The 24,376-nt window shown below is 75.1% G+C and carries 17 protein-coding genes and 1 other RNA gene; 11 read left to right on the plus strand and 7 right to left on the minus strand.

From position 1 onward, the window contains the following. Nucleotides 1–168 precede the first annotated feature (168 nt). A complete protein-coding gene (locus ACFVFR_RS11970; protein ID WP_383700085.1) occupies nucleotides 169–1,818 on the minus strand; it encodes an alkaline phosphatase D family protein in 1,650 nt (549 codons plus the stop codon). A gap of 465 nt (nucleotides 1,819–2,283) precedes the next feature. Here ACFVFR_RS11970 and ACFVFR_RS11975 point away from each other — a divergent pair, with 465 nt between their 5' ends. The 3 genes from ACFVFR_RS11975 to ACFVFR_RS11985 all read left to right on the plus strand — a co-directional run bounded on the left by ACFVFR_RS11975 (nucleotide 2,284) and on the right by ACFVFR_RS11985 (nucleotide 4,762). After that, nucleotides 2,284–3,228, plus strand: a complete 945-nt coding sequence (locus ACFVFR_RS11975; RefSeq protein ID WP_383700087.1) for a PhzF family phenazine biosynthesis protein — start codon at nucleotides 2,284–2,286, stop codon at nucleotides 3,226–3,228. Between the two features lie 124 nt (nucleotides 3,229–3,352). Continuing rightward, a complete protein-coding gene (locus ACFVFR_RS11980) occupies nucleotides 3,353–4,114 on the plus strand; it encodes an SDR family oxidoreductase (protein WP_383700089.1) in 762 nt (253 codons plus the stop codon). Between the two features lie 186 nt (nucleotides 4,115–4,300). Next, the gene (locus ACFVFR_RS11985) at nucleotides 4,301–4,762 is read left to right on the plus strand and encodes a cupin domain-containing protein (RefSeq protein WP_383700091.1); all 462 of its coding nucleotides are present in this window, start codon (nucleotides 4,301–4,303) and stop codon (nucleotides 4,760–4,762) included. A 154-nt stretch (nucleotides 4,763–4,916) separates the two neighbouring features. Here ACFVFR_RS11985 and ACFVFR_RS11990 read toward each other — a convergent pair whose 3' ends face one another. Both ACFVFR_RS11990 and rnpB read right to left on the minus strand, forming a co-directional pair. Further along, nucleotides 4,917–6,965, minus strand: coding sequence for a serine/threonine-protein kinase (locus ACFVFR_RS11990; RefSeq protein WP_383700093.1), 2,049 nt, complete (start codon nucleotides 6,963–6,965; stop codon nucleotides 4,917–4,919). 297 nt (nucleotides 6,966–7,262) lie between these two features. Then, nucleotides 7,263–7,689: RNase P RNA component class A (gene rnpB, locus ACFVFR_RS11995), an RNA gene on the minus strand. Nucleotides 7,690–7,883: 194 nt separating this feature from the next. On the opposite strand from rnpB, the gene ACFVFR_RS12000 reads away from it, so the two are divergent. From ACFVFR_RS12000 to eda, 3 genes are all read left to right on the plus strand, one after another. After that, the gene (locus ACFVFR_RS12000; protein WP_383700095.1) at nucleotides 7,884–9,149 is read left to right on the plus strand and encodes an APC family permease; all 1,266 of its coding nucleotides are present in this window, start codon (nucleotides 7,884–7,886) and stop codon (nucleotides 9,147–9,149) included. Between the two features lie 311 nt (nucleotides 9,150–9,460). After that, entirely contained in the window at nucleotides 9,461–10,258 is a 798-nt protein-coding gene (gene yaaA, locus ACFVFR_RS12005) for a peroxide stress protein YaaA (protein ID WP_383700097.1), read from the plus strand. 197 nt (nucleotides 10,259–10,455) lie between these two features. Beyond that, a complete protein-coding gene (gene eda / locus ACFVFR_RS12010) occupies nucleotides 10,456–11,070 on the plus strand; it encodes a bifunctional 4-hydroxy-2-oxoglutarate aldolase/2-dehydro-3-deoxy-phosphogluconate aldolase (RefSeq protein ID WP_383700365.1) in 615 nt (204 codons plus the stop codon). Between the two features lie 94 nt (nucleotides 11,071–11,164). On the opposite strand, the gene ACFVFR_RS12015 is transcribed toward eda, so the two are convergent. From ACFVFR_RS12015 to ACFVFR_RS12025, 3 genes are read right to left on the minus strand one after another with little or no spacing between them, the layout of a single operon-like run. Next, entirely contained in the window at nucleotides 11,165–12,394 is a 1,230-nt protein-coding gene (locus ACFVFR_RS12015; protein WP_383700099.1) for a bifunctional RNase H/acid phosphatase, read from the minus strand. Next, nucleotides 12,391–13,134: a zinc ribbon domain-containing protein gene (locus ACFVFR_RS12020; RefSeq protein WP_383700368.1), complete on the minus strand. Its 744-nt coding sequence runs from the start codon at nucleotides 13,132–13,134 to the stop codon at nucleotides 12,391–12,393. Before ACFVFR_RS12020 ends, ACFVFR_RS12015 begins: the two co-directional genes overlap by 4 nt. Then, on the minus strand, nucleotides 13,131–13,997 hold the full coding sequence (locus ACFVFR_RS12025) for a Nif3-like dinuclear metal center hexameric protein (RefSeq protein WP_383700101.1): 867 nt from the start codon (nucleotides 13,995–13,997) through the stop codon (nucleotides 13,131–13,133). Before ACFVFR_RS12025 ends, ACFVFR_RS12020 begins: the two co-directional genes overlap by 4 nt. Before the next feature lie 248 nt (nucleotides 13,998–14,245). Between ACFVFR_RS12025 and ACFVFR_RS12030 the strand changes: the two genes are divergently transcribed. The 5 genes from ACFVFR_RS12030 (at nucleotide 14,246) to ACFVFR_RS12050 (ending at nucleotide 21,058) form a co-directional block, all read left to right on the plus strand. Then, on the plus strand, nucleotides 14,246–15,976 hold the full coding sequence (locus ACFVFR_RS12030) for a hypothetical protein (RefSeq protein ID WP_383700103.1): 1,731 nt from the start codon (nucleotides 14,246–14,248) through the stop codon (nucleotides 15,974–15,976). 1,000 nt (nucleotides 15,977–16,976) lie between these two features. Then, the gene (locus ACFVFR_RS12035; protein ID WP_383700105.1) at nucleotides 16,977–17,975 is read left to right on the plus strand and encodes an ATP-binding cassette domain-containing protein; all 999 of its coding nucleotides are present in this window, start codon (nucleotides 16,977–16,979) and stop codon (nucleotides 17,973–17,975) included. Continuing rightward, nucleotides 17,972–18,700: an ABC transporter permease gene (locus ACFVFR_RS12040; protein WP_383700108.1), complete on the plus strand. Its 729-nt coding sequence runs from the start codon at nucleotides 17,972–17,974 to the stop codon at nucleotides 18,698–18,700. The genes ACFVFR_RS12035 and ACFVFR_RS12040 overlap by 4 nt, the downstream gene beginning before the upstream one ends. A 172-nt stretch (nucleotides 18,701–18,872) precedes the next feature. Next, the gene (locus ACFVFR_RS12045; protein ID WP_383700110.1) at nucleotides 18,873–20,123 is read left to right on the plus strand and encodes a sensor histidine kinase; all 1,251 of its coding nucleotides are present in this window, start codon (nucleotides 18,873–18,875) and stop codon (nucleotides 20,121–20,123) included. A 290-nt stretch (nucleotides 20,124–20,413) separates the two neighbouring features. Next, on the plus strand, nucleotides 20,414–21,058 hold the full coding sequence (locus ACFVFR_RS12050) for a response regulator (protein WP_383700112.1): 645 nt from the start codon (nucleotides 20,414–20,416) through the stop codon (nucleotides 21,056–21,058). Nucleotides 21,059–21,785: 727 nt separating this feature from the next. On the opposite strand, the gene ACFVFR_RS12055 is transcribed toward ACFVFR_RS12050, so the two are convergent. Further along, a complete protein-coding gene (locus ACFVFR_RS12055; protein WP_383700114.1) occupies nucleotides 21,786–22,595 on the minus strand; it encodes an SDR family NAD(P)-dependent oxidoreductase in 810 nt (269 codons plus the stop codon). Between the last annotated feature and the right edge of the window lie 1,781 nt (nucleotides 22,596–24,376).

Raw genomic sequence — 24,376 nt, forward strand, 5'->3', positions numbered from 1 at the left:
GCGGGGCGGCCGGCACGGACGGGCGGCCGGGCCGGTCGGCGACAGGGCGGCGGAGACGGCCGGCCGGCGCCGGCCCACGGTGGGGCCGGCGCGCGGTGGGGCGCCGTGTCACACGGTGGGGCCCGGTCGCGGGGCACGGGGGTGGTCCCCCGCGACAGGGTGTCGGGATCAGACCTGGTGCAGGCCCGGGTTGCCCGCCTCGGTGACGTAGGAGGCCACGGTCTCCACCGGTGCCCCCGGCTTGGTGACGTAGGGCACCGTCTTGTAGTCGGCGCGGGCCTGCTCGCCGTCCAGCGTGAGGGCCACGTAGCCGCGCTTGCCGTTGTAGAACTTCAGATGCGGGTTGGCCTTCATGTAACGGTCCCAGTTGTCCGGCTTCTCGGTGCCGTCCTTGCCACTGGTGATGGAGGTGGTGACGAACTCGACACCCACCGTCCGCGAGTCGGGCTTGGCGAAGTCGCGCTTGATGTCGAACCCGTAGTGCACGTGCACGTCGCCGGTCAGCACGACCAGGTTGTCCACGCCCGCGGACTCGGCCCCGGCGAGCACGCGCTCGCGCGAGGCCGGGTAGCCGTCCCAGGAGTCCATGCTCAGCTTGTAGTCGGCGCTGCTGGTGCTGCGCCGCTCGGCGAAGGTGACCTGCTGCGGGACGACGTTCCACACCGCGTTCGAGCGGCGCCAGCCGTCGATCAGCCAGCGCTCCTGCGCCGCGCCGGTCAGGGTGCGCGAGGGGTCGGTGGACTCGGGGCCGGGCACCTGCCAGCCGTCGCCGTACGCCTGGTCCGAGCGGTACTGGCGGGTGTCCAGGATGTCGAACTGGGCCAGCCGGCCGTACTGGAGGCGCCGGTAGAGCCGCATGTCGGGGCCGTTCGGGCGCTGCGGGGCGCGCAGCGGCTGGTTCTCCCAGTACGCGCGGTAGGCGGCGGCGCGGCGGATCAGGAACTCCTCCGGCGGGACGTCGTTCTCGGGGGTGTCGTCCGCGTAGTTGTTCTCGGTCTCGTGGTCGTCCCAGGTGACGATGAAGGGGTGTGCGGCGTGCGCGGCCCGCAGGTCCGGGTCGCCCTTGTAGAGGGCGTAGCGCAGCCGGTAGTCCTCCAGCGTGATCGTCTCGCGGTTGAAGACCGCCGGCAGCTTGCGGTCGGTGTAGTTGCGGGCGCCGCCGACCGAGTTGACCGCGTACTCGTACAGGTAGTCGCCGAGGTGGAAGACGGCGTCCAGGTCCTCTTCGGCCAGGTGACGGTAGGCCGTGAAGTAGCCGTCGTGGTACGCCTGGCAGGAGACCAGACCAAGGCGCATGTCGGCGACGCGGGCATGGGTGGCGGGCGCGGTGCGAGTGCGACCGGTCTCGCTGATCCACGCGCCGGCGCGGAAGCGGAAGTAGTACACGCGGCCCGGCGCGAGCCCGGCCGGCTCGACGTGCACGGTGTGGTTGAACTCGGCGAACGCGCTGGTGGTGCCGCGCCGCGCGATCCGGCGGAAGTTCTCGTCGTGCGCCAACTCCCAGCGCACCTGGACCTTCTTGCGCGGCAGGCCGCCACCGATCTCGAACGGGCGCGGGGCCAGCCGCGTCCACAGCACGACCGAGTCGGAGCGCGGGTCGCCGGAGGCCACGCCGAGGGTGAACGGGTTGTCCGCGATCCGCGCGGCGTCGTACGTCTCCGTCGCGGCCTGCGCGCTGCCCGGCAGGTTGGTGGCGAAGGCGAGCGCGGCGGCGGCGCCGGTGACGGTCAGGAACCGACGTCGGCCGAGGTGCGCCGCCGCGGCCCGTATGTCGCGCTCCGCCTCTTCTTCGTACGAGGAGTACGAGGACTGAGTCATCTGTGGCCCTCCTGGGCTGTTGAAGTCGCAGGCGATTGGAACGGCGACGGACGGCGGCCCGCTGACCCGTGTACGACCCACACGTGTCGGATGCGTGAGTTCCGTTCCCGTAACGGGCGTTTGCGGCAATCCGTGACGGGGGCCGTCGCGAGCGACGGGCTCGCCGGACCGGTGGGTGGCTGGCGTCCGGGCGGCTGGCGGCGCCGGGTGGTGGGCGGGGTGTGACGGTGGCGGCTGGAGGGGTGGCGGCGACGGGTGGGGGTGTGGCGGCGCCGGCTGGTGAGCACGGCGTACGCGCCGACCGCTAGGCCCGATCCGCCTCGGCCCCGGGCGCGGACGCGGGCATGGATGCGGGCGCGGGCATGCATGCGGGCGTGAGCGCGGGCATGGGCGCGGGCGCGGGCATGGGCACAGGCATGGGCGCGGGCGCGGAATACCCCGGTGAGCTGGGCGGTTGGCTCGGTCATGACGACGCGACGCGATCTCGCCACCCACTCCGATCAAGCCACCTCGACCTCCGACGCGCGCCCCGCGTCCGAGCCGGAGGTGTTGCGCTACACCGCGTTCTCGCGCGACCCGCAGGGCGGCAACCCGGCCGGGGTGGTGCTGGACGCGTCCGGCCTGACCGACGCCGAGCAGCTCGCCATCGCCGCCGACCTCGGCTACTCGGAGACCGCGTTCCTCACCCCACCGCCCCCGGAGCTCGGCGGGGAGCCCGGCCGCGCGTTCACGGTGCGCTACTTCAGCCCGCTGGCCGAGGTCACGTTCTGCGGCCACGCCACGGTGGCCGCCGCCGTGGCGCTCGCGGACCGTATCGGCCCCGGCGAGGTGCTGTTCGCCACGCGGGCCGGCGCCGTACCGGTGGCGGTGGCCGACCGGGACGGCACCGCGTACGCCACGCTCACCAGCGTCGAGCCGGACGTCTTCGAGGTCGCGGCGGCCGACCTGGACGAGGCGCTGGCCGCGCTCGGCTGGGCCGCCACCGACCTGGACCCGCGACTGCCCGCCCGTATCGCCTACGCCGGCGCGCGCCATCTGGTGCTCGGCGCGGCGAGCCGGGAGCGACTGGCCGACCTCGACTACGACTTCGACCGGCTCGCCACCTTCATGCACGCCCACGACCTGACCACGCTGCAACTGGTGTGGGCCAAGCCCGGCGGCACCCCGGAGGCGGCCACCTTCCACGTGCGCGACCCCTTCCCCGTCGGCGGAGTGGTCGAGGACCCGGCGACGGGCGCGGCGGCGGCGGCCTTCGGCGCCTACGCCCGTGCCCTGGGCATCGCCACCGCGCCCGCCACCCTCACCCTGTTGCAGGGCGAGGACCTGGGCCGGCCGGGCCGGTTGGAGGTGCGGATCACCGCCGAGGACCCGCGCGTGACGGTGACGGGCGCGGCGACCCGCCTCGGCTGAGGCCCGCCCACCGCCCCGTCCGTATCCCGCCAGCGCGCCGCCGGGCCCTCGGCCAGGCTTTTCCTCGTCACCGAATACGCGAGCCACATACGGCCTCGTTGTTCAGAGAAAGGAAAGAGCCGCGATGTCAGCGCGACTGGAATCCAAGGTAATCATCGTCACCGGGGGAAATTCGGGAATCGGCAGGGCGGTCGCGGAGCGGGTCGCGTCCGAGGGGGCCCGGGTCGTCGTCGCCGCGCGGCGCAAGGACCTCGGCGACGAGGTGGTGGCGGGCATCAGGGCCCGTGGCGGCACGGCCCTGTTCGTGCCGACCGACGTCACCGTGGAATCCGACCAGGCCCGCCTGGTGGATACGGCGGTCCGTGAATTCGGGCGACTGGACGGCGCGTTCGACAACGCCGGCGGCGTGAACTCCGTCGGCCCGCTCCACCAGACGCCCGTCGAGAAGTGGTCGGCCGAGGTGGAGCACAATCTGACGAGCGTGTTCCTCAGTCTCAAGCACCAGTTCCCGGCCCTCGTGGCCGCGGGCGGCGGCTCCGTCGTCGTCAACGCGTCCAACCTCGGCGTCGTCGGCATGCCGGGCGTCGCGCCGTACGTGGCGGCCAAACACGGCGTGATCGGCCTGACCCGCGCGACGGCGCTGGAGGGCGCCGAACCGGGCGTACGCGTCAACGCGCTGGTCACCGGCGGCGTCGACACCCCACTCTTCCGCGCCACCATGGGGGCCACTCCCGAGGCCGTCGCCCAGATCGAGGCCCTGCACCCGCTGGGCCGCATCTCCCGACCAACGGAGATCGCCGCCTTCGCCGCGTTCCTCCTGAGCGACGAGGCCGCCTTCGTCACGGGCGCCGCCCTCGCCGTCGACGGCGGCTTCACCGCCCGCTGACCCGCGCCGGGTGGGGGTCAGCGGGCACCTCGCGCCCTGTCACCCCGCCCCGGGCCCCGGGTCTCGCACGGCCCACCGCCCGCCAGACGTGCGGGCGTTGCCGGAACGGCAACGTTAGTTGCCGCCTCTCATGCGGGCGGCGCAGCCTGTCGTCGGTCAGCACGCCCACATCGGAGAGGTCATGTCATGACGTTCCAGCACCACGCCGCCCCCGCACCCGACTCCGCCGACGACGCGCCGGTCAACGACCGCGTTCACCGGGTGGGGTCGGGGGAGTTGGACGGGTACGCCGCCATCAGCGGCGGCACGGTCGGTTCGCGCGGGCTCTGGATGGGTCTGGTGGAGAACCCGCCGCTGAGTTCGACGGACAACCACCACCACGGCGCCTCGGAGGCCGGGATCTACGTGGTCAGCGGGCACCCCGTGTTCGTCTACCACGACGGCAGCGGGGAGGTGCGGCTCGACGGCCACCCGGGCGACTTCTTCCTCGTCCCGCCGTTCGTCCCACACCGGGAGGAGAACCCCGACCCCGACGAGCCGGCGGTCGTCGTGATCGCCCGGACCACCCAGGAACCGGTCAAGGTCTCCGTCCCGGAGCTGTACCGGCACGCCGCGCCGGACGCCGGGGCGGGCCGGTCGGCGACGTAGACGCGGCGCCTCGCGCGGGCCGCGCCGGCGCGGGCGCGCGATCCGGCCCGGCCCGCGCTCACCCGGCCCGCGCTCACCCGGCGCGGGCCAAATCGTGAGCCATGCGACGGCCGACAGCGGGGCGGCGCGGCGCGCCCGTTGGACGGGCGCGGGGTCAGGGAGTCCTCTCCTGGCCCTCCTCGGCGGCGCCGCACGTCGTCGGGTCCAGGTCCGGGAGGCCCGGCGGGGCCTCGGCGTCCATCAGGTCGGCCAGGTTCTTCCGGTACGCGGCCTCCCAGCCCTCCTTGTCCGCCAGGATGCCGCGCACCGCCGAGCACACCTCGGCCTTGAGGCCCGCCTGCCCGGAGAGCATCGCCACGCCGTAGTCCTCCGTGCCGTCGATGCTGGTCAACCGGCGCACCTTGCCCGGGTTCTGCTTGGCGTAGCCCGCGAGGATGACGTCATCCGAGGCCACCGCGTAGACGTCCGTCCGCTCGTCCAGCAACTGCTCCAGGCAGCGCTGGTAGGTGGCCGGCGGTGACTTCATCATGGTGAAGCCGCGCTTGGGCAGTTCGTCCCAGTACGTCGACCCCTTGGCGGTGCAGACCTCCACGCCCAGGCTCTTCAGGTCGCTGGAGTCCTTGATCGTGTACTTGCTCGACTTCTCGCGCACCAGGAATCCCCGGCCCGCCGTGTAGTACGGGCCGACGAAGTCGATCTCGTCGTCCTGTCTGATGGTGTACGAGGCGATGACGAGATGGACCGTCTTCTTCTTCAGCTCGCTGTTCCGGTTCTCGGTGGTGACCGGGACCAGCTTCACCTCGTCCCGGTTGTACCCCATGCGCTTGGCGACCTTGTAGGCCGTGTCGACGTCGTAGCCCACGTACCGGCCCCGCACCCGCTCGCTCAGGCCCGGCTGGTCGTACTTGACGCCGATCCGCAGGACGGGGTGTGTCTTCTTCCACGGCTGGGCCGCGGCGGCGTTGTTCGTGCCGCCCGAGCCCTTGTCCCCGCCCTGGCCCTCCTCGCCCAGCCCACCGTTCGCCACCAGCCAGCCGGCGGTGGCCAGCACCACCGCGCACGCCGTCGCCGCCAGTACTCTCGCTCTCCCCCGAAGGCCACGCCGCGGGCGCTTCGCCACGGGGGTCGGGGAGACCGGGTCAGGCTCGCCCCGGGAGGGCGTGGCCGGGTCGGGGGCCCGCGGCGCGGGGTCAGGTCCGGGCTCGGGCGTCGCGGCACGCGTCGCGGCCCTGATCGAGGCCGTGTGCGCCGAGCCACTGAGCACCTCGCGCAGCATGGTCTCGGCCGTCGCCGCGTCCAGGCGCTCGCCGGGGCTCGTACGCAGCAGCCCCCGGATCAGCGGGGTGAGGGGGCCGGCGTACTGGGGGTCCAGGTGCGGCGAGCGCAGGATGTTCTCCTGGACCTCCCAGATCTCACCACCGCCGAAGGGGAGGTGGCCCTCGACCATCTCGTACAGCGTGACGCCCAACGCCCACAGGTCGGAGGCGGGGGTGGAGCCGCTGGAGCCGCGCGCGAAGAGTTCGGGCGCCAGGTAGGAGGGGGTGCCGATGACGCTGTCGGAGCGGGTCACCGGAGTGGCGCCCTCGAAGGTCGCGATCCCGAAGTCCACCAGGATCACCAGCCCGTCGTCCCGGACCAGCACGTTGCCCGGCTTCACGTCGCGGTGGACGACCGACGCCGCGTGCACCGCCCGCAGGCCCTGGAGGATCTGGTGACCGATGTCCGCCGCTCGCGGGACGGCGAGCACCGTCTGGACGCGCAGCAGGTCCGCCAGCGACCTGGCGTCGAGCAGCTTCATCACGATCCAGACCTGGTCCTCCGTCTCGACCTGGTCGTGGACCGTCACCACGTTCGGGTGCTCGATCTTGGCGATCGCCTCCGCCTCGCGGCGCGCCCGTTGCATGGCCACGGACTGGGTGGCGACGGTCGTCGCGCGCCGGTCGAGCAGCCCCTTGATGGCGACGAAGCGTCGCAGCCGCCGGTCGTGGGCCTTCCACACCTCGCCCATGCCGCCGCTGCCGATCGGCTCCAACAGTTCGTAACGACCCTCGATCACCGGGTGCGGGCGGTCGGGGACGGCGGGGACTTCGTGCGACGGCGTGCGGGGCCACCGCTGGGTCGCCTCGGAGTGCGGGCGGCGTGCGGCGCCATCCCCCCAGTGATCGGCCGGGCCACCAGCCCCGGACCTGTCCTCATCCTGCATGCGCCCCCCTTGCGACCCGGACGAGGCAACAGTAGACGCTCCGTCAGAAGTACACAGGTGGTGGCACGATGAGAAGTGACAGCGGCGGGGCACCGGGTCCCGTGAGGTGGGAGGAGCCCGCCCGCGACCGCTCGCCGTGCCGGCCCGACGGGACGGGAGGCGCGAGGCCGGGTCGTACGGGATACGCCCAGGCCGCGTGTGCGAGGGCCCACGCGGGCGGATGAGAGCTGGACGGGCCGGGCCCATGACGAAAGGGCTCCTGATCAGCGTCGCCACTGATCGGAAGCCCTTGGGTGACGGACGAGTCAGCCTGTACGCCGGGTTCTGTCTCCCCGTGGCCTCGCGGCGCGCGGGGGAGGCGGTCATCCATCTAGGGCTGCCGTTGCCGACAGCCTCGTGCGGTCTACCCGCGAACTCGGGCGGGCAGCCCTCGGTCGTTCGCGCAGAACCACCAGTCGGCGGTTCCTCTTGACCTTGCTCCGGGTGGGGTTTACCTAGCCGTCCGAGTCACCTCGGACGCTGGTGGTCTCTTACACCACCGTTTCACCCTTACCGGATGCCTCGCGGCGCCCGGCGGTCTGTTTTCTGTGGCACTGTCCCGCGGGTTGCCCCGGGTGGGCGTTACCCACCACCCTGCCGTGTGGAGCCCGGACGTTCCTCGGCGGGCAGCGAATGGAATTCCGGGGAATTCCGCCGCGCCCGACGCGACCGCCCAGCCGACTCGTCCGTCGTGCGCACCATGCTACCCGCCGGTCCCCCGGCCCTCGCGCCGGCCGGGGCCGGGAGCGTACGGGACGCGAGAACACCGGGCGCCGGGCGTGCACGGGGCGGGCGCGCGCCGGGTCGGCGCGCCGGTGTGCGGCGCTGGGAGGCGCCGGACCGTGGTGGTCGGGTCCGGTGCCCCGCAGAATCGGGTCCATGACATCCGAGCCGGGGCTCCGCCGGGAACTGGGCACCTTCGACGCCGTGCTGACCGGGCTCGCCGCGATGATCGGGGCCGGCGTCTTCGCCGCCTTCGCGCCGGCCGCCGACGCCGCCGGTTCGGGGCTGCTGCTGGCGCTGGGCCTGGCCGCGGTCGTGGCGTACTGCAACGCCACCTCCTCGGCCCGTCTCGCCGCCCGCTACCCGGCCTCCGGCGGCACCTACGTCTACGGGCGCGAGCGGCTCGGCCCGTTCTGGGGGCACCTGGCCGGGTGGGGCTTCGTGGTCGGCAAGACCGCGTCCTGCGCGGCGATGGCGCTGGTCGTGGGCGCGTACGCGGCGCCGGGACACGAGCGGGTGGTGGCCGTCGTCGCCGTGCTGGCGCTCACGGCACTGGGCTGCCTGGGGGTGCGCAAGTCCGCCTGGCTGACCCGGTTCATCGTCGGCGTGGTGCTGCTCGTGCTGGTCGCCGTGTGTGTCGCCGCTGGGAGCGGGGCGCACTCCCGGGCCCCGTGGGCGGCGGACTCCTCGGCCGGGGCGGTCACGTTCGGCGGCGTGCTCCAGGCGGCGGGGCTGCTGTTCTTCGCGTTCGCCGGGTACGCCAGGATCGCCACGCTGGGCGAGGAGGTGCGCGACCCGGCGCGGACGATCCCGCGGGCGATCTCGTGGGCGCTCGGCATCGTCCTGGTGGTGTACGCGGCCGTCGGCGCCGCCGTGCTGGCCGCGCTGGGGCCGGGCGCGCTGGCCGACGCGGACGCCCCGCTCGCCGACGCGGTGCGCGCCGCCGGCGCCGGATGGCTGGCGCCCGTGGTGCGTGTCGGGGCGGCGCTGGCCGCGCTCGGCGCGCTGCTCACCCTGCTCCTCGGTGTCTCGCGCACCACGTTGGCCATGGCCCGCGACCGGCACCTGCCCGGCCCCCTGGCGGCCGTCCACGCCCGGACGGCGGTGCCCCACCGCGCGGAGATCGCGGTCGGCGTCGTGGCGGCGCTGATCGCCGCGACGGTGGACCTGCGCGGGGCCATCGGCTTCTCCTCCTTCGGCGTGCTCGCCTACTACGCGGTCGCCAACGCCAGCGCCCTGACACTGACCCGCGCCGAGCGGCGGCCACCGCGCGCCGTGCCGATCCTGGGCCTCGTGGGCTGCCTCGTCGTCGGCTTCGCCCTCCCGCTGGCCTCAGTCCTGGCGGGCGCGGGCGTCCTGGCGGCGGGCGCGCTCTCCTACGGCGTACGCCGGCGGTGGCGCCGCCCCACCGACGCGGGCTGAACCCGCCCGGTGGTCCGGGCCGGGCTCCGCGCCGGCGCACGTCACCGCCGGGCGAGCCGGCGGGCCGGGCGCGGTTTCTCCGCACCCGCGTGGGCGGCATAGGCTGCGGCGGGGCCGCCGACGGCGCGCCACCCGGGGCCGAGGCTCCGGCGCGCTCCCCCGGCGCTCCCCACCGCACCGCGTCCCCGCAAGCGCACGGGGTGTTCCGCGACGGCGCGGGCACCGCTCCCCGGGCCGGACGTCGGACCGCCGCGGGCCGTCTTCGGGTGCGCCCCGTCGTTGTCGTACCGCCCGGATGAGGAGAATCCACCGTGCTCGTTCTGTTGCCGCCGTCCGAGGGCAAGGCCCCCAGCGGGTCGGGTGCCGCGCTGAAGCCGGAGGGGCTGTCACTGCCGGAGCTCGGCGCGGCGCGGGGCGCGGTCCTCGATGAGCTGGTGGCGCTGTGTACGGGGGACGAGGACGAGGCCGCGCGGGTGCTCGGGCTCAGCGCGGGGCTGCGCGGCGAGATCGCCAAGAACGCGGATCTGCGGACGGCGGGTGCCAGGCCGGCCGGCCAGATCTACACCGGCGTGCTGTACGACGCGCTCGACCTGGCCACCCTCGACGCGGCGGCCCGGCGCCGCGCGGCGCGTTCGTTGCTGGTCTTCTCCGGGCTGTGGGGCGCCGTGCGGATCGGCGACCGCATCCCCTCCTACCGCTGCTCGATGGGCGTCCGGCTGCCCGGGCTCGGCGCGCTCGGCACCTACTGGCGCCGCCCGATGAGTCAGGCGCTGCCCGAGGTCGCGGGCCGTGGGCTGGTGCTCGACCTGCGGTCGGCGGCGTACGTGACGCCGTGGAAGCCGGCGGGTGAGGTCGCCGAGCGGACGGCGACGGTGCGCGTCCTGCAGTCGAGGACCGTGGGCGGCGTGGAGAAGCGGACGGTGGTCAGCCACTTCAACAAGGCGACCAAGGGCCGACTGGTGCGCGACCTGCTGACGACGGGAGCCGCGCCGCGCGGGCCGGCGGAGCTGGTCGAGGCGCTGCGCGACCTGGGATACGCGGTGGAGGCGAAGGCGCCGGCGCGCCGGGGCACGGCGTGGGCCCTGGATGTCATCGTCACCGACCTCTGAGCTCGGGGCCGGCCGGGTCGGGACCCGCTGACCCGAGACACGACGACATTGCACACTATGCAACAGACATTGCGAATGATGAGCCGTGGGCGGAGGATGGCGCCGTGACTGGTACTGACTCCTTCGCCGCGGCCACCGCCGCCCCCTCCGCCACCGCCGACGCCACGGGCACGCCCGCGAGCGGCACGCCGGACTCGGTGCTCGGCCTCGCGCCGGTGATCCCCGTGGTCGTCGTCGACGACGCGGCGGACGCGGTACCGCTGGCGCGCGCCCTGGTGGCGGGCGGGCTGCCCGCGATCGAGGTGACGCTGCGGACGGCGGCGGCGCCCGACGCGATCCGGGCCATCGCCGCCGAGGTGCCGGACGCGGTGGTCGGGGCTGGCACCGTACTCACCCCGCGTGACGTGCGGACCTCGGTCGCGGCCGGCGCCCGCTTCCTGGTCAGCCCCGGCTGGACGGAGCGGCTGCTCGGCGCGCTCCAGGGCTCGGGGCTGCCGTTCCTGCCCGGTGTGTCCACCGCGTCGGAGGTGCTGGGGCTGCTGGAGCACGGGGTGCGCGAGATGAAGTTCTTCCCGGCGGAGGCCGCCGGCGGTGTCGCGTACCTGCGCGCGCTGTCCGCCCCGCTGCCCCAGGCGCGCTTCTGCCCCACCGGCGGCATCGGCCTGGCCTCCGCCCCGTCCTATCTGGCGCTACCCAACGTGGCCTGTGTGGGCGGCAGTTGGATGCTCCCCTCGGACGCGGTGCGGGCCCGTGACTGGGCGCGCGTCGAGCACCTGGCCCGGGAGGCCGCGGCCCTGGCACCCGCCACGTAACGTCGGGTGCCCAGGTCGTCACGCCGAAGCCGGGTGCCCGGGGCGGGCCGGGACCACGCGGGCCGGCCGGGTGCCCCGGCGCGCGCCGGCCGGCTCAGCGCAGGTGCGAGGTGTCGTTGAGCAGGCGCAGCGACGCGTTGCCGTCGCCGTAGTACGCCACGGCCGACAGGGAGGCCGCCGCGAGCTCCATCCGGAACAGGGACTCCGGCGGGGCCCCGATGGCCAGCCTGACCAGGGTCTTGATGGGCGTGACGTGCGTGACCACCAGGACCGTGCGACCCGCGTGGCGCGCGAGAAGCGCGTCGCGGGAGCGCGCCACCCGCTCGGCGACGGTCGCGAAGCTCTCGCCGCCACCGGTCGGGGCGACCTCGGCGGAGGCCAGCCAGGCGGCCAGGTCGTCCGGGTACCGCTCGCGTGCCTCCCCGAACGTCAGCCCCTCCCACGCGCCGAAGTCCGTCTCGCGCAGGCCCTCCTCGACGTCCACCGTGAGGCCCAGGCGCGCGGCCACGGCCGCCGCCGTCTCGCGGCAGCGCCGCAGCGGGGAGGCGACGACCGCCTGGACGGTGCCCCGCGCGGCCAGCGCCGCCGCCGCGTGCTCGGCCTGCCGGCGCCCCACGGGGGAGAGTTCGGGGTCGTCGCCGCCGCTGCCGGAGAACCGCTTCCGTGGGGTGAGCGCGGTCTCGCCGTGTCGCAGCAGGACGAAGGTGGTGGGCGGGCTCATGTCGGCGGACGCGCCCCAGCCGACCCGTGGTGTCGTGGCGGACTCCGAGCCGGGGCCGCCGGGCGCGGAGCCGGTCCCGGAGCTCGACGGGGCGGGGTCCGTCGGAGTGGGGCCGGGGCCGCTCCGGGCGGAGTCTGTCGCGACGAGGGCCGCCGTGGAGTCCGCGGGTCGCCACCGCTCGCCCCGGGCACCCGCGTCCATCGCCTCGTTGGCCAGCCGGTCCGCGTGCTTGTTCCGCTCGCGCGGCACCCAGGCGTACTCCACCTGGCCCGCCGGGAAGACGGCCGCCGCCTCGGTGGCCAGCGGGCGCATGTCCGGGTGCTTGATCTTCCAGCGGCCCGACATCTGCTCGACCACGAGCTTGGAGTCCATGCGTACCAGGACCCGCGCCGTCGGGTCGAGCGCGTACGCCGCGCGCAGGCCGGCGATCAGCCCCCGGTACTCGGCCACGTTGTTGGTGGCCACGCCGATGAACTCGGCGGCCTCGGCCAGCACCTCCCCGGTCGCCCCGTCGAAGACGACGGCGCCGAAGCCCGCGGGCCCCGGGTTGCCCCGGGACCCGCCGTCCGCCTCGACGACGAAGCGGTGAGGGGTCTGGCTCACAGACCCGACTCGGGCGTACGGACCAGGATGCGGCGGCAGTTCTCGCAGCGCACGACCTCGTCCGGGGCCGCGGCCTTGACCTCGTTGATCTCGGTGATGTTCAGCTCCAGCCGGCAGCCCTCGCAACGGCGCTGGTAGAGCCGGGCCGCGCCGACGCCACCCTGCTGGGTGCGCAGCTTCTCGTACAGCTTGAGCAGGTCGGCCGGGACCGAACCGGCGACCACCTCGCGCTCCTTGGTGGCCGTGGCGATCTCGGCGTCGATGGCCTCGGCGGCGCTGTCGCGGCGCCCGGTGGCGTCCGCGACCTTGGCCTCGACGGCGGCGACCCGCTCGGTGAGCTCGGCGGCCCGGCTCTGGGCGGACTCGCGCCGCTCCATGATCTCCAGGACCACGTCCTCCAGCGCGCCCTGGCGCTTGGCGAGCGAGGCGATCTCGCTCTGGAGGTTCTCCAGGTCCTTGGGCGAGGTCACGGCGCCGGAGTCCAGGCGCTTCTGGTCGCGGGCGGCGCGCTGGCGCACCTGGTCCACGTCCTGCTCCGCCTTGGTCTGTTCGCGGGCGGTGTCGCTCTCCTCGGTCTGGGCGGCCACGAGCAGGTCGCGAAGCTGGGCCAGGTCGGCGCTCAGCGTCTCGATCTCGGCGTGCTCGGGCAGGCTCGCGCGCTTGTGGGCGAGCTGGGAGAGCCGGACGTCGAGCGCCTGGACGTCGAGAAGGCGGATTTGGTCGGCGGGCGCGGCGTTCAGTTCGGGGCTCCAGAGGGCTGAGGAGTGTCGGCTTGGGGTGTGGCGGACGCGTGCGCGGTCCACGGGTCGGTGACCGTGCGGGAGATGTGGGTACGCAGGCCCCACGCGTTCCGGTCGGAAATCTCGTCGAGCTGGGCCGCGGCCTGCTCGATCCAGGGCCACTCGGTGGCCCAGTGCGCGGCGTCCACGAGCGCCAGCGGGCCGTGCTCGCGGGCCTCGGAGGCCGGGTGGTGGCGCAGGTCGGCGGTGACGTACGCGTCCACGCCGGCGGCCCGGACGGCGTCGAAGAGGCTGTCGCCGGAGCCGCCGCAGACCGCGACGGTGCGGATGAGGCGCTCCGGGTCGCCGGCGACGCGGACGCCCTGCGCGGTGCGCGGCAGCCGGGCCGCGACCCGCTCGCCGAACGCGGCCAGGGTCAGCGGCGCGTCCAGCGCGCAGATCCGGCCGAGGCCGCGACGGCCCGCCGGATCGCTCGGGTCGGGCACCAGGGGCGCGGTGACACGCAGGTCCAGGGCGCCGGCGAGGGCGTCGGAGACCCCGGGGTCGGCGCGGTCCGCGTTGGTGTGCGCCACGTGCAGCGCCACGTCGTTCTTGATCAGGGTGTGCACCACACGGCCCTTGAAGGTGGAGGCCGCGACGGTCGTCGTGCCGCGCAGGTAGAGGGGGTGGTGCGTGACGAGCAGGTCGGCACCGAGTCGTACGGCCTCGTCCGCGACGGCCTGGACGGGGTCGACGGCGAACAGGACGCGGTCCACGGACTGGTCGGGATCCCCACAGACCGTGCCGACGGCGTCCCACTCCTCGGCCCGCTCAGGCGGCCACAGGGCGTCGAGCGCGGTGAGAACTTCAGAGAGTGCGGGCACGGGTCAGAGGTTACCTGCCCGCCCCGCCCCCACGCCCCTGAGCTGTGGCGCCCCGCTTCCCCGGACGCCCGGGACGGCCCGGCGTCACCCGCCGTCGGACCGGACCACCCGCAGCCGGGCCAAGCACACCAACCACCCACATGCCGGAAATCCGGGCGATAGCCACACTTTCGCGTGAAGTAGCGCACCGGTCCCCCGCGTACCCGGGTCGGGAAAACTACGTTCAGGCGCCGGAGGTGACCGTTCCCATGACGGCCTGTGCCATCGAGACCGCTCCCCAGAGCGACCGCACCACGCGTTCCACCCGCCCCGACACCACCCCGGGCCCCGCTCCGGGCGGTGCCGTACGGAGCGGGGCCGAGCGCGCCGGTGGGGGCGCCGCCGCCCAGCGCGGCCCGGCCGCCCTCACGCTCACCGCGGACGGCTCGTACGCCGCCCGACTCGCGGTCTGTCGCGCGACCGGCGAACGGTTCCCGGAGCGGTGGACGCTCAGCGGCCCCGAGCCGTACGCCGTGTCGCTGCCCGCGCGGCAGCCGGAGGAGGCGGAGAGCGAGGTGCTGCCGCTGGCGGACGGGCGCGTGCTGATCCGCCGCCGCGTCGCCGAGCGGCACGCGCTCTCGCTGCTCTACCCGACCGGACCCGGCACCGGTGAGCTCCGGCTCGGCTTCATCGAGTGCGGCGAGCTGTCCCTGCTGCCGCCGGCCCCCTGCGGCACGCTGGCCTACGCGCTGGCGCCCGGCGAGCACTCCACCCACGTGTGGCTGGTGCACGGCGGCTCCTTCGGCCCCGAGCACGTGGCCGAGGTGCCGGGGCGGTGCACGGCGGGGAGCTGGCTCGACCGCACCGGGCGGCTGCTGGCGCTCGACCGCGAGCTGGGCGGACGGGTCAAGTCGGTCGTCGTCGACCTCCACCGGGGCGGCGAGACGACCCCGCTGCTCCAGATCACCGAGGACAGCGACGACCGTCTGGTGCTGGCCGACCCGGACAGCGGCCTGCTGCTCGTGCGGTCGAACGCGCCGGGCCGGGACCGGCTCGGCTGGGGTGTGCTCGGCAGCGAGTTGCCGGTGCGCTTCCCCGACTGCCTCGACCCACGGCCCTTCGACCCGCGCACCGGCGGCACGGCGCACCCCGCCGTGACGCTGGCCCCGTTCGCCGCGCAGCCGGGCCAGACCCTGACCCCGGAGAACTGCGCCGTGGCCTTCCGGCTGACGCCGGCGCACCCGGGCGGCGGCGCGAGCTGGGTCGCGGTGTGGCGCCCCGCCGAGCGCCGGCTGCGGCACGTGTCCCCACCGTCCGGCTGGCTGCCGGGGACGGGCCTGTGGACCCGCGAGGGAGAGTTGCACCTGCCCTACGCCACCACGCAGACCACCTGCGGCCTGGCCCGACTCCGCGCGACGGACCTCGCCCCCAACCCTCCGGCCCGCCGCCAGCCCCCACCGGCCGGGCCCCCGGCCGCCCGGCCCACGGCCCCGACCACGGGCGTACGGGAGGGGCCCGGGCAACGGGACGGCGTGGGCGGACGCGAGCGCGCGGGCGGACGCGCCGGCGTCTGGACCGGGCCGGCTGGGCGCGGGGAGCCGGGCGCGCGGGGCGGGCCCGGCACCTGGGACGGGGCGGGCGCGGGACACCTGCCACGAGGTGGGCCGGCCGCGTGGGGCGGACCCGCCGTGACCGAAGACGCCCGCCCGGTGGCGCGCGGGCACTCCCTGGCCACGCACGAGGCGACGCTCTTCCGCGCGCCCCTGCCCGCGTACGAGGCGCCGCTCCCCGCGCACGAGCGGTGCGCCGATCCACACGGGCACCCCGCTGCCGGACACCTGGGCGCGCCGGCTCCCCTCGACACGACGCGGCGCTGGCACGAGGGCCCCGCCCCGCACCACGAACCCCCGACCACCTGGCACCCCGCTCCCCACCACGCCGCGTCGCCCGCACCCCGGCCCGTACCGCTCCAGCAGGCACCGCTGGACGGGGTGGCCTAGCTGTTCTGACCCGGGAGGCGTCGCGGGGCCCTCCTCCGGGGGCGGGGCTCGGGGCCTCCCGGGGGGGTCTGGTCGGCACGCGCGCTGACGGTCCCCGCGCTCTCGCTCCCTTTCTCCGCTCCTCTACGGGGTATGACAGTTCCGCTCTATTCGGGCTAGTAGAACGCCTCGGGAGAGTCGTCGAATTCAGGGGGAAATGCGCGCTGTTCGGCGTCGTGAGCGGCCCGTTCGACGCGGTGGCGACGCGACAGGGACGGGCGGTGAAATCTGGCGCGGCTCCACAGTCGGCGGGTGATCCACGAGCTGGTTAGACTTCGGTGGGGGCTGCGCAACCGCAGGCGGGGCACGTTCTTGTGCGCCGAACGGGATTGCGCTGGTGGCGTGTTGACGCTGGTCAGAGCCCGCGTGCACGGGCAGTGACCCCCCGCGCGCACCACACGTAGCGACAGTTCACGGAGTGACGTCCCTCATGGTCAATGCCCGAACGAATTCCCCCGAGACGCGTCAGTGGGGCTCCTCCCCACAGATAGGCAACCCGACGACGGCCGAACCGGCGAGTGCGGGCAGGCACCGGGGGCCGGCCGCCGCCGAGAACGGCCAGGAACAGGCCCACGGCAAACACCGCCGCCCCTCGGGCGAATAGCGGAAACCGCGACACGAGGCACACGCGCCCGCGCACCCCGGTCCGCCGTCAGCCCCCCTCGCCCGCTGGCCAGGGGGCCCGTCCGGGCCGGGCAGGCGGGCCGGGGGCGGTGCCGGGCTCGGCGACCGCCCGCCCAGGCGCTCCGCGCCAATGACGGGGCGGCGATGACGGGTGGCGGTGTCGGAGGGGCGGGGGCGAGGCGGCGCGCTGACGCCTCGCGGTCAGGGCTTCCCGCGCCCGAACCTCGCGTCCTCGGTGACCTGCGGTGGTCCCCGCCCGCAGCCGTGACATTTGTCCCAACGAGCTGCTGACATTTGCTCCTGCCCAGGTCAGCGGCGGGATCGTAGCGTTTGGGCCATGACGCACACAGCTCGTACGAGCCCACCAGCGCCGGCCGCGTCCGGCGAGGTCCGCGCGGTCGCGGGGCGGAGATCCGGCGAGGCCGCGCCGGCCGTACGACTGCGCGGCGTCTCGCGCCACTACGGCGCGGTCCGCGCCGTCGACGGCCTCGACCTGCGAATCGCGCGCGGGACCACCGTCGCCCTGCTCGGCCGCAACGGCGCGGGCAAGTCCACCTCCCTGAACGTACTCCTCGGCCTGCTGCCGCCGACGGCCGGCGAGGTCGAGTTGTTCGGCGTCGCGCCGCAGCGCGCGGTGCGCGAGGGCAGGGTCGGCGCCATGCTCCAGGACGGCCGCCCCATCCCGCGCGTGACGGTGCGGGAGCTGGTCCGGTTCGTCGCCGCCACCTATCCGACACCACCGCCGATGGACGAGACGCTGGCGCTGGCCGGGCTCGACACGCTCGCCAACCGGCGCGTGGACCGGCTCTCCGGAGGCCAGGCGCAGCGCGTCCGGTTCGCGCTGGCGCTGGCGGGGGACCCGGAGCTGGTCGTGTTGGACGAGCCGACCACGGCCTTGGACGTGGCGGCGCGACGGGCGTTCTGGGAGGCCATGCGGCGTTATACGGGGCGGGGCAACACCGTGCTGTTCTCCACGCACTACCTACCGGAGGCCGACGAGAACGCGGACCGGATCGTCGTCATCGACGGCGGGCGGATCGTCGCCGACGGCTCCGGTGACGAGGTCAAGCGTTCCGTGGGCGGGCACCTGGTCGCCTTCGACCTGGCGGGGGCGTCGGACATCGATCTCGCGCGGCTGCCCGGGGTGACGGCCGTGCGCGTGCACGGCGGTCGCGCCAGGCTGCGCAGTCTGGACTCCGACGCCACCGTCATCGCACTGGCCGAACGCGGCGCCATCCGTAGCCTTGAGGTGTCCCCGGCCAGCCTCGACGACGCCTTCCTCGCGCTGACCTCGACGCCCGAACCCCGGCACGACGGCATGGAGGTGGCCCGGTGATCGCCTACCTCCGCCTCGAGATACGGCGCACGCTGCGCGACACCGGATTCGTCATCTTCGGCGTCGGCATGCCGGTGGTGATGTACCTGCTCTTCTCCAACCTGGGCCTGGACGGCGACGAGCGGCGCGAGGAGGCGGCGGTCTCGCTCATGGTCGGCATGGCGGCGTACGGGGCGCTCGGTTCCGCGCTCAGCCTCGGCACGGGGCTCGCCGAGGACCGCTCGCTGGGCTGGCTGCGGCAGTTGCGGCTCACCCCGCTCGCGCCCTCGCGCGTGGTCGCCGGTCGCGCGCTGACCGGATCGGTCATCGTGCTGCCCGCCATCACGGCGGTGCTGCTCGCCGGCCGTCTCGTCAACCACGTGGCACTGGCCCCCTGGCAGTGGGCCGCGCTGCTCGGCCTGCTCTGGCTGGGCACCGCGCCCTTCACGCTGCTGGGACTCGGCAACGGATACCGGATGAGCGCGCAGACCACCGGCGTGGTCAACCTCGTCTGCAATCTGGGGCTGTCCGTCGTCGGCGGTCTGTGGGTGCCGACCGACACCTTCCCCGCCTGGTTGCGAGCCCTGTCCGCCTGGACACCCAGTCACCGCTTCGCCGAGTTGGGCTGGGGGGTGGCCGACGGGCACGCACCCGCGCTGGCAGCGGTGCTGGTCCTGACTGCCTGGCTCGCCCTCTTCGCCGGCTACGCCCTGCACGCCTACCGCGCGTGCGCCCGTACGACATGACCCGCCATCGCGGCCGCTACCAGCGCGGCCACGCACGCCCCTTGGCGTCCGCCCCGGATCGGGGCAGGCGCCCACGCCGGAGCGTACGGTACGTGCTGGTCGGAATCCGACGCTTGTGACCGCGCGGGCGGGGGCGGGGTGGCCGGGCGGGGGCGAGGGGAGGAGGGGTGTGATGGCGTGGCGGGAGACGATCAGCGCGCGGCTCGGGCGCCGGGCGGGTGGCCGCGTCGACGGGGGATCGCGGGTGCCCGACGACGGACCGAGCGAGTGGGTGCTCGTCCCCTGGCTGCTGCTGGCGAGCGGGGCCGCGATGGACGTGTGGGAGGGCGAGGCCGCTCCCCGGTGGCTGGCGGCGGCGGGGTTGGCCTCGTTCGTCGGGTGCTATCTCGCCGCCATATTCGTCGGTAGCGCGCCCGCCCTCGCCCGACGTCGCGCCGGGGTCCTGTTCCTCGTGCCGGCCACGCTGCTGGCCAGCACGCTCGGCGCCGCGTACGGGGGTGGTTGGCTGACGCTGTTCTCCCTGCTGTCCCTGGCCACCGGGGTCACGGTGCGCCCGCCGTCGGTGCTGCCGGCGCTGCTGGGCGTGGTGGCCGTCGGCGTCCTCAGCGCCCTGCTCGGCGGTCATTCGGACGAGGTGTTGACCGTGGCGTACTCCTCGCTGCTGTCGGGGGCGGTGGTCGCCATCGTCCGGCGGCTGATCACCACCGTCCACAAACTGCACGACGCCCAGGAGGCGTTGACGCGCTCGGCCATCGAGCGGGAGCGGCTGCGCTTCTCCCGCGACCTGCACGACCTGCTCGGCCACACGATGTCGGTCGTGGTGGTGAAGGCCGAGGCGGTGCGCCGGCTGGTCCCGCGCGATCCGGACGCGGCCCTCGCCCAGGCGGCGGACATCGAGGCGATCGGCCGGCAGGCCCTCACCGAGATCCGCGAGGCCGTCAGCGGCTACCGCGAGGGTGGTTTGGCCACCGAGTTGGACCGGGCCCGTTCGCTACTTGAGGCGGCCGGCATGACGGCGGTCGTACGGCGGTCGGGGCCGCCGCTGTCGCCCCAGGTCGAGGCGTTGCTCGGCTGGGTGGTGCGGGAGGGGGTGACCAACACGGTCCGGCACAGCGGCGCGACGCGTTGCGAGATCGAGCTCCACACGGGCGTGGACCTGGTGCGCCTGAGCGTCGTGGACGACGGGACCGGTGCCCCGACGAGCGCGGTCCGCGCGCTGACCTCTCATGTGGCGGTCCCCCACGCGACGGCCCCGCACGCGGGGCAGCCCGGCGCGTCCGGTGGCGGCACGGGCCTCGCCGGTCTCACGGAGCGGCTCGCGGCGGCCGGTGGCACGTTGCGCTGCGGCCCGGACGGCCGCCACGGCTTCCGGCTCACCGCCGAGTTGCCGGTGGACGACGTACTGATGGACGGGAGGTACTGATGGACGGTGCGTCGCGAGAGGGCGGGGCGGGTGTGGAAGAGCGCTGTCCGGGTTCTCCCGGCAGGGACGGCCGGGCCGGCGCGAGGCGGGGCGCTGACCGGCCCGGGCGCCCTGCCGCGCCTGACCGGCTCCCGGGGTGCGCGGCACGGCGGGCGGGGACGGAGGGCAGCGCACGGCGCACGCTCCGGGGCGGACACACGAGGCCCGGAACCGTCCTGCGCGAGCGCAAGCGCAGCCGCGACCGCGACCTGGTCCGCGCGGCTCTGACCACCCCGCCTACGCTGAGCCGCATGGACGCCACCCCAGCCACGGACGACCCCGACGCGGGCGGCATCAGGGTTCTCCTCGCCGAGGACCAGGGCATGATGCGCGGCGCGCTGGCGTTGTTGCTCGGGCTTGAGCCGGACATCGACGTGGTGGAGCAGGTGGGCACCGGCGATGCCATCGTGCCACGGGCGCTGGCGGCGCGCCCCGACGTAGCGTTGCTCGACATCGAGCTTCCCGGGCGTAGCGGTCTGGACGCGGCGGTCGACCTGCGCGCCGCCCTGCCGGAGTGTCGGGTGCTGATCCTGACGACCTTCGGTCGCCCCGGCTATCTGCGGCGCGCGATGGAGGCGGGAGCGAGCGGATTCCTCGTCAAGGACGGCCCCGTGGAGGGGCTGGCCGCGGCGATCCGCCGGGTGCTCGCGGGTGAGCGGATCATCGATCCGGCGCTCGCGGCGGCGGCGCTCAGCGCCGGGCCCAACCCGCTCACCCAGCGCGAGCGTGACGTGTTGTCGGCCGCCGCCGACGGCGCGACCGTGGCGGACATCGCGACCCGCGTCCACCTCTCGCCGGCCACGGTCCGCAACTACCTGTCGGCCGCCATCGGCAAGACCCAGACCCGTAACCGCATGGAGGCCGTACGCGCCGCCCGACAGAACGGCTGGCTGTGACCTACGGCCCCGACGCGGCGTGCGAGCAGGTAGGTCGGCCCGACCCCACCCGACCTGATCTGACCTGGCCTGATCTGGCCTGACCGTATGGCGGGTGGGCGGTCGGCTCTGGTGAGTCGTCCGAGCGCCGGGCGGGCGGGGCATGAGCGTGCGGGGGCGAGCCCCCGGAGGCCCGGCGCGGGCGGGCTCCGTCTGGCGGTGTTGCCCTCACCCCGTCGGGGGCGTCGCCCCGGCCGCGAGCGGCCCTCCTCCGCTGCCCCGGACGGAGTTGGCCAGCCGTGTGCCGTGCTTCGTCCCGGGACGAAGCCGGTCGAGCAGCCGGTGCACCCGTGGTGATGCGGCCGGGGCGGGCAGCCGCCTGGTTGCTCGCGAGGGCTGAGCCTCGGGACCTACCAGAGGCGTAGCCCCGACCACGGGTGGCCCTCCCCCACTGGGTTCAGCCGGCATCGGCTGACCGCGCACCACGACCCCGGAGGGGTAACGCACCCCGGGGGTTCGTCGCCTCTCCCCCGAGGCTGCCCGGCGGGCCGAGGTTCGGGCCCCGGCCTCGCCGATCACGTTGCCCTGGCCGCGAAGGGCCCCGCGAAGCCCGGTCGGCGGCGGCTGACCACACACCACGGAGAGGGACGACGCCTCCGGGCCGCACCCCGGGCCGCGTATCGCTCGGGGGCTGCGAGGGTGGGCGGCGGGTCTCGGGGGCGGGGGGCTTCGGGTTTCCCGTCAGGGGCTATGTGCGGAGGTACGAGGCGCCGTTGAGGTCCAGGACCGTGCCCGAGCTCCACTGGGCTTCGGGGGAGGCCAGCCACAGGACGGCGGCGGCGATTTCCGAGGGGTGTGCGACGCGGCCGAAGGGGCTCTGGGCGCGGATGGCCTCGCCCTCGGCTCCGGCGAGGCGGTGCGCGACGCGGTCGGTGTCGATGAAGCCGGGGGCGACGGAGGCGACGGCGATGCCGTGTGGGGCCAGGGCCACGGCCAGCGACTGGCCGAGGGCGTGTACGGCGGCCTTGGTCGCCCCGTACGCGGGGTGGTCGGGTTCACCACGGAAGGCGCCGCGCGAACCGATGTTGACGATGCGGCCACCGGAGCCCTGTTCGATCATGCGCTGGGCTGCGAGATGGCTGAGGTGGGCGGTGCCCAGCAGGTTGACCGACACGTGTGTCTGCCAGGCCGAGGTCCACTCCGCGTAGGAGGTCTGGGCCGGCGGGTGGGGGGTGTTGACGGCCGCGTTGTTCACCAGGATGTCGACGCCACCGAGCGCCTCGGCCGCCGAACGGGCCAACTCCTCGGCGCCCGCCGGTGTGGAGATGTCCGCGCCGACGAGGGCGTGCCCGGTGCCGGGTAGCGCGGCCAGGGTGGTCTCGGCGTCCGCGCGCCGCGTGCCGTAGTGCACCGCGACCCGGTCGCCGTGCGTCGCGAAGGCCACGGCCACCGCCCGGCCGAGGCCGCGCGAGGCACCGCTGACGAGCACCCGCCGCCCGGTGGCGGGAAAAGCCGCCCCGGGGGCGGGCGAAGTGGCGGGGGTGGGGCTCTGGTTCATGACGGCGTGCTCCTTGTCGCTCTCCGGATGAGGCCGCGCGATCGACACGGCCACGCGACCGGCCCGGCCACGTCGCTGGCGCCGTACGCGTCACGCGGGACCGGCCCCGGCACGACACCGCTCCGACGCGACCCGACACCGACCGACCCGGTACGGGCCCGCCCGACCTGGCCCGCCCGGCCGGCGTCGGCCAAGTGCCGGCGCCCGCACGCGCCTTGCCCTGGCGCTCTTGCTCCGCACAGGCCCCGTACCGGGCCCGGCACGGACGCGCGTGCGCGGACAGGCACGGACACGGACGCGAAGGACGTACGTCGGACGCCGTACGCGCTGGGCGGCGCCGCACGGCGCAGCCTATGCCGCATGCGCCGGGGGCCGCGTACGGAGGTGGCGTACGTCTCTCCGGCGTGCGACACCCCGAGACCGGTCCGAGTCGCGCCCCGCGTGGTTCCCTGTACCGTCGCGACGCGATCGGGCCGCCCGGCGTACGAAGGCGTGCGCCCTGCGAGAGTCGCCCAGACCGTACCGACCAGCCACCGCCCGGCCAGGCACAGCCCAACTCGGCACGGCCTGCTCCGGTCTGCCCCCGTCTGCTCACCCCGTCTCGCCCGACGCGGTCGGGTCCCGCCCTGCCCGACCTGGCCCCGTTTGCCTTGGCCTGCCCCGTCTGCCTGTCCCGGTCAGGTCCTGCCTGGCCTGGTTCAGGCTGCTCTGGTCTGCCCCATCCCGCCTGCCCCATCCTGCCTGACCTGGCCCGCCCGACCTGGCCCGCCCGACCTGGCCCGCCTGGTCTGCTCCGCACGTACCGCTCGACCCGGTCAAGTCCGGCCCCGCCCGACCCGCCCTGGCTCCGCCTGCTGTGGCCCACCCCGTTCGCTGGCCCCGTCTCATTCGGCCTGGCCGGGCCCCACCCAGCCGGGCTGAGCCCGGGCCGCTCCGCTCGGCTCTGCCCGCCTCGGCCCGCCCCGATCGCCGCCCCGTCCCACCGGCCCCGCTCCAGCCCGGCCCGCCACGGCCGACCCCGACTACTCACGCCGCCCCGCCCGCTCTGGCCAAGTCCGACCCCGCCTGACCTGGTCTGGGCCGCCCCGGCCGCTCGTCCCACAGACCCGGTCGAGCCCCGCCCTCGCCCAGCCCCGTCCCGCCTGTTCACCCCGGCACGCCCGACCTGATCGCGTCCGGCTCCGCCCAGCCTGGCCCGGTCCCAACCGTGTTGGTCCCACCCCGTCCGCTGGCTCCGTTCCACCCGGGTCGGTCGGGTCCCGCCGTGGTCGGGCCCTGTCCGGCCTCACCCGACCTGACCTGATCTGGCCTCGACCGCTGTCGGGTGCGGCCCGGGCGCGGGCCGGCAATTCCGGTGGCGGGGCGTGTCGCTCGCGCTCGTGCCACGGCGGGGTCGAGGTCGGTGGTGCGCACGGCGCCGCCGCGCGCCGGCCGTGCGCGGCGCGACCCCGTGACGGCGACCGGCACCCGGGGGGCCGCCGGCCAGGCGGGCGCGGGGTCGAGCGGGAACCAGAGGGGCCCGGTCGCGGTCGCACCCGGCGCGCTGTCGTCCGGGTCGTACCAGGGGAGGCGTCCTGCGCTGGGGTAGCGAACGGATGTCACGTGGGCAGCTCCGGCCTGCCCAACTGGCCGGCCGGCGCGGGTGCCGGCGCCTGGAGAACGCGTCGCGGGTACGGGAACTGCCCGTGATCCGCGCGAACGGAGGGGGTGCGGGCACGGCCGTCGGCCCGGGACGCCCCGCCTGAGAGCTCGCCCGGCGTCACGGGAACCCGTGACCGCTC

It is taken from the genome of Streptomyces sp. NPDC057702 (assembly GCF_042799315.1).
Taxonomy (GTDB): domain Bacteria; phylum Actinomycetota; class Actinomycetes; order Streptomycetales; family Streptomycetaceae; genus Streptomyces.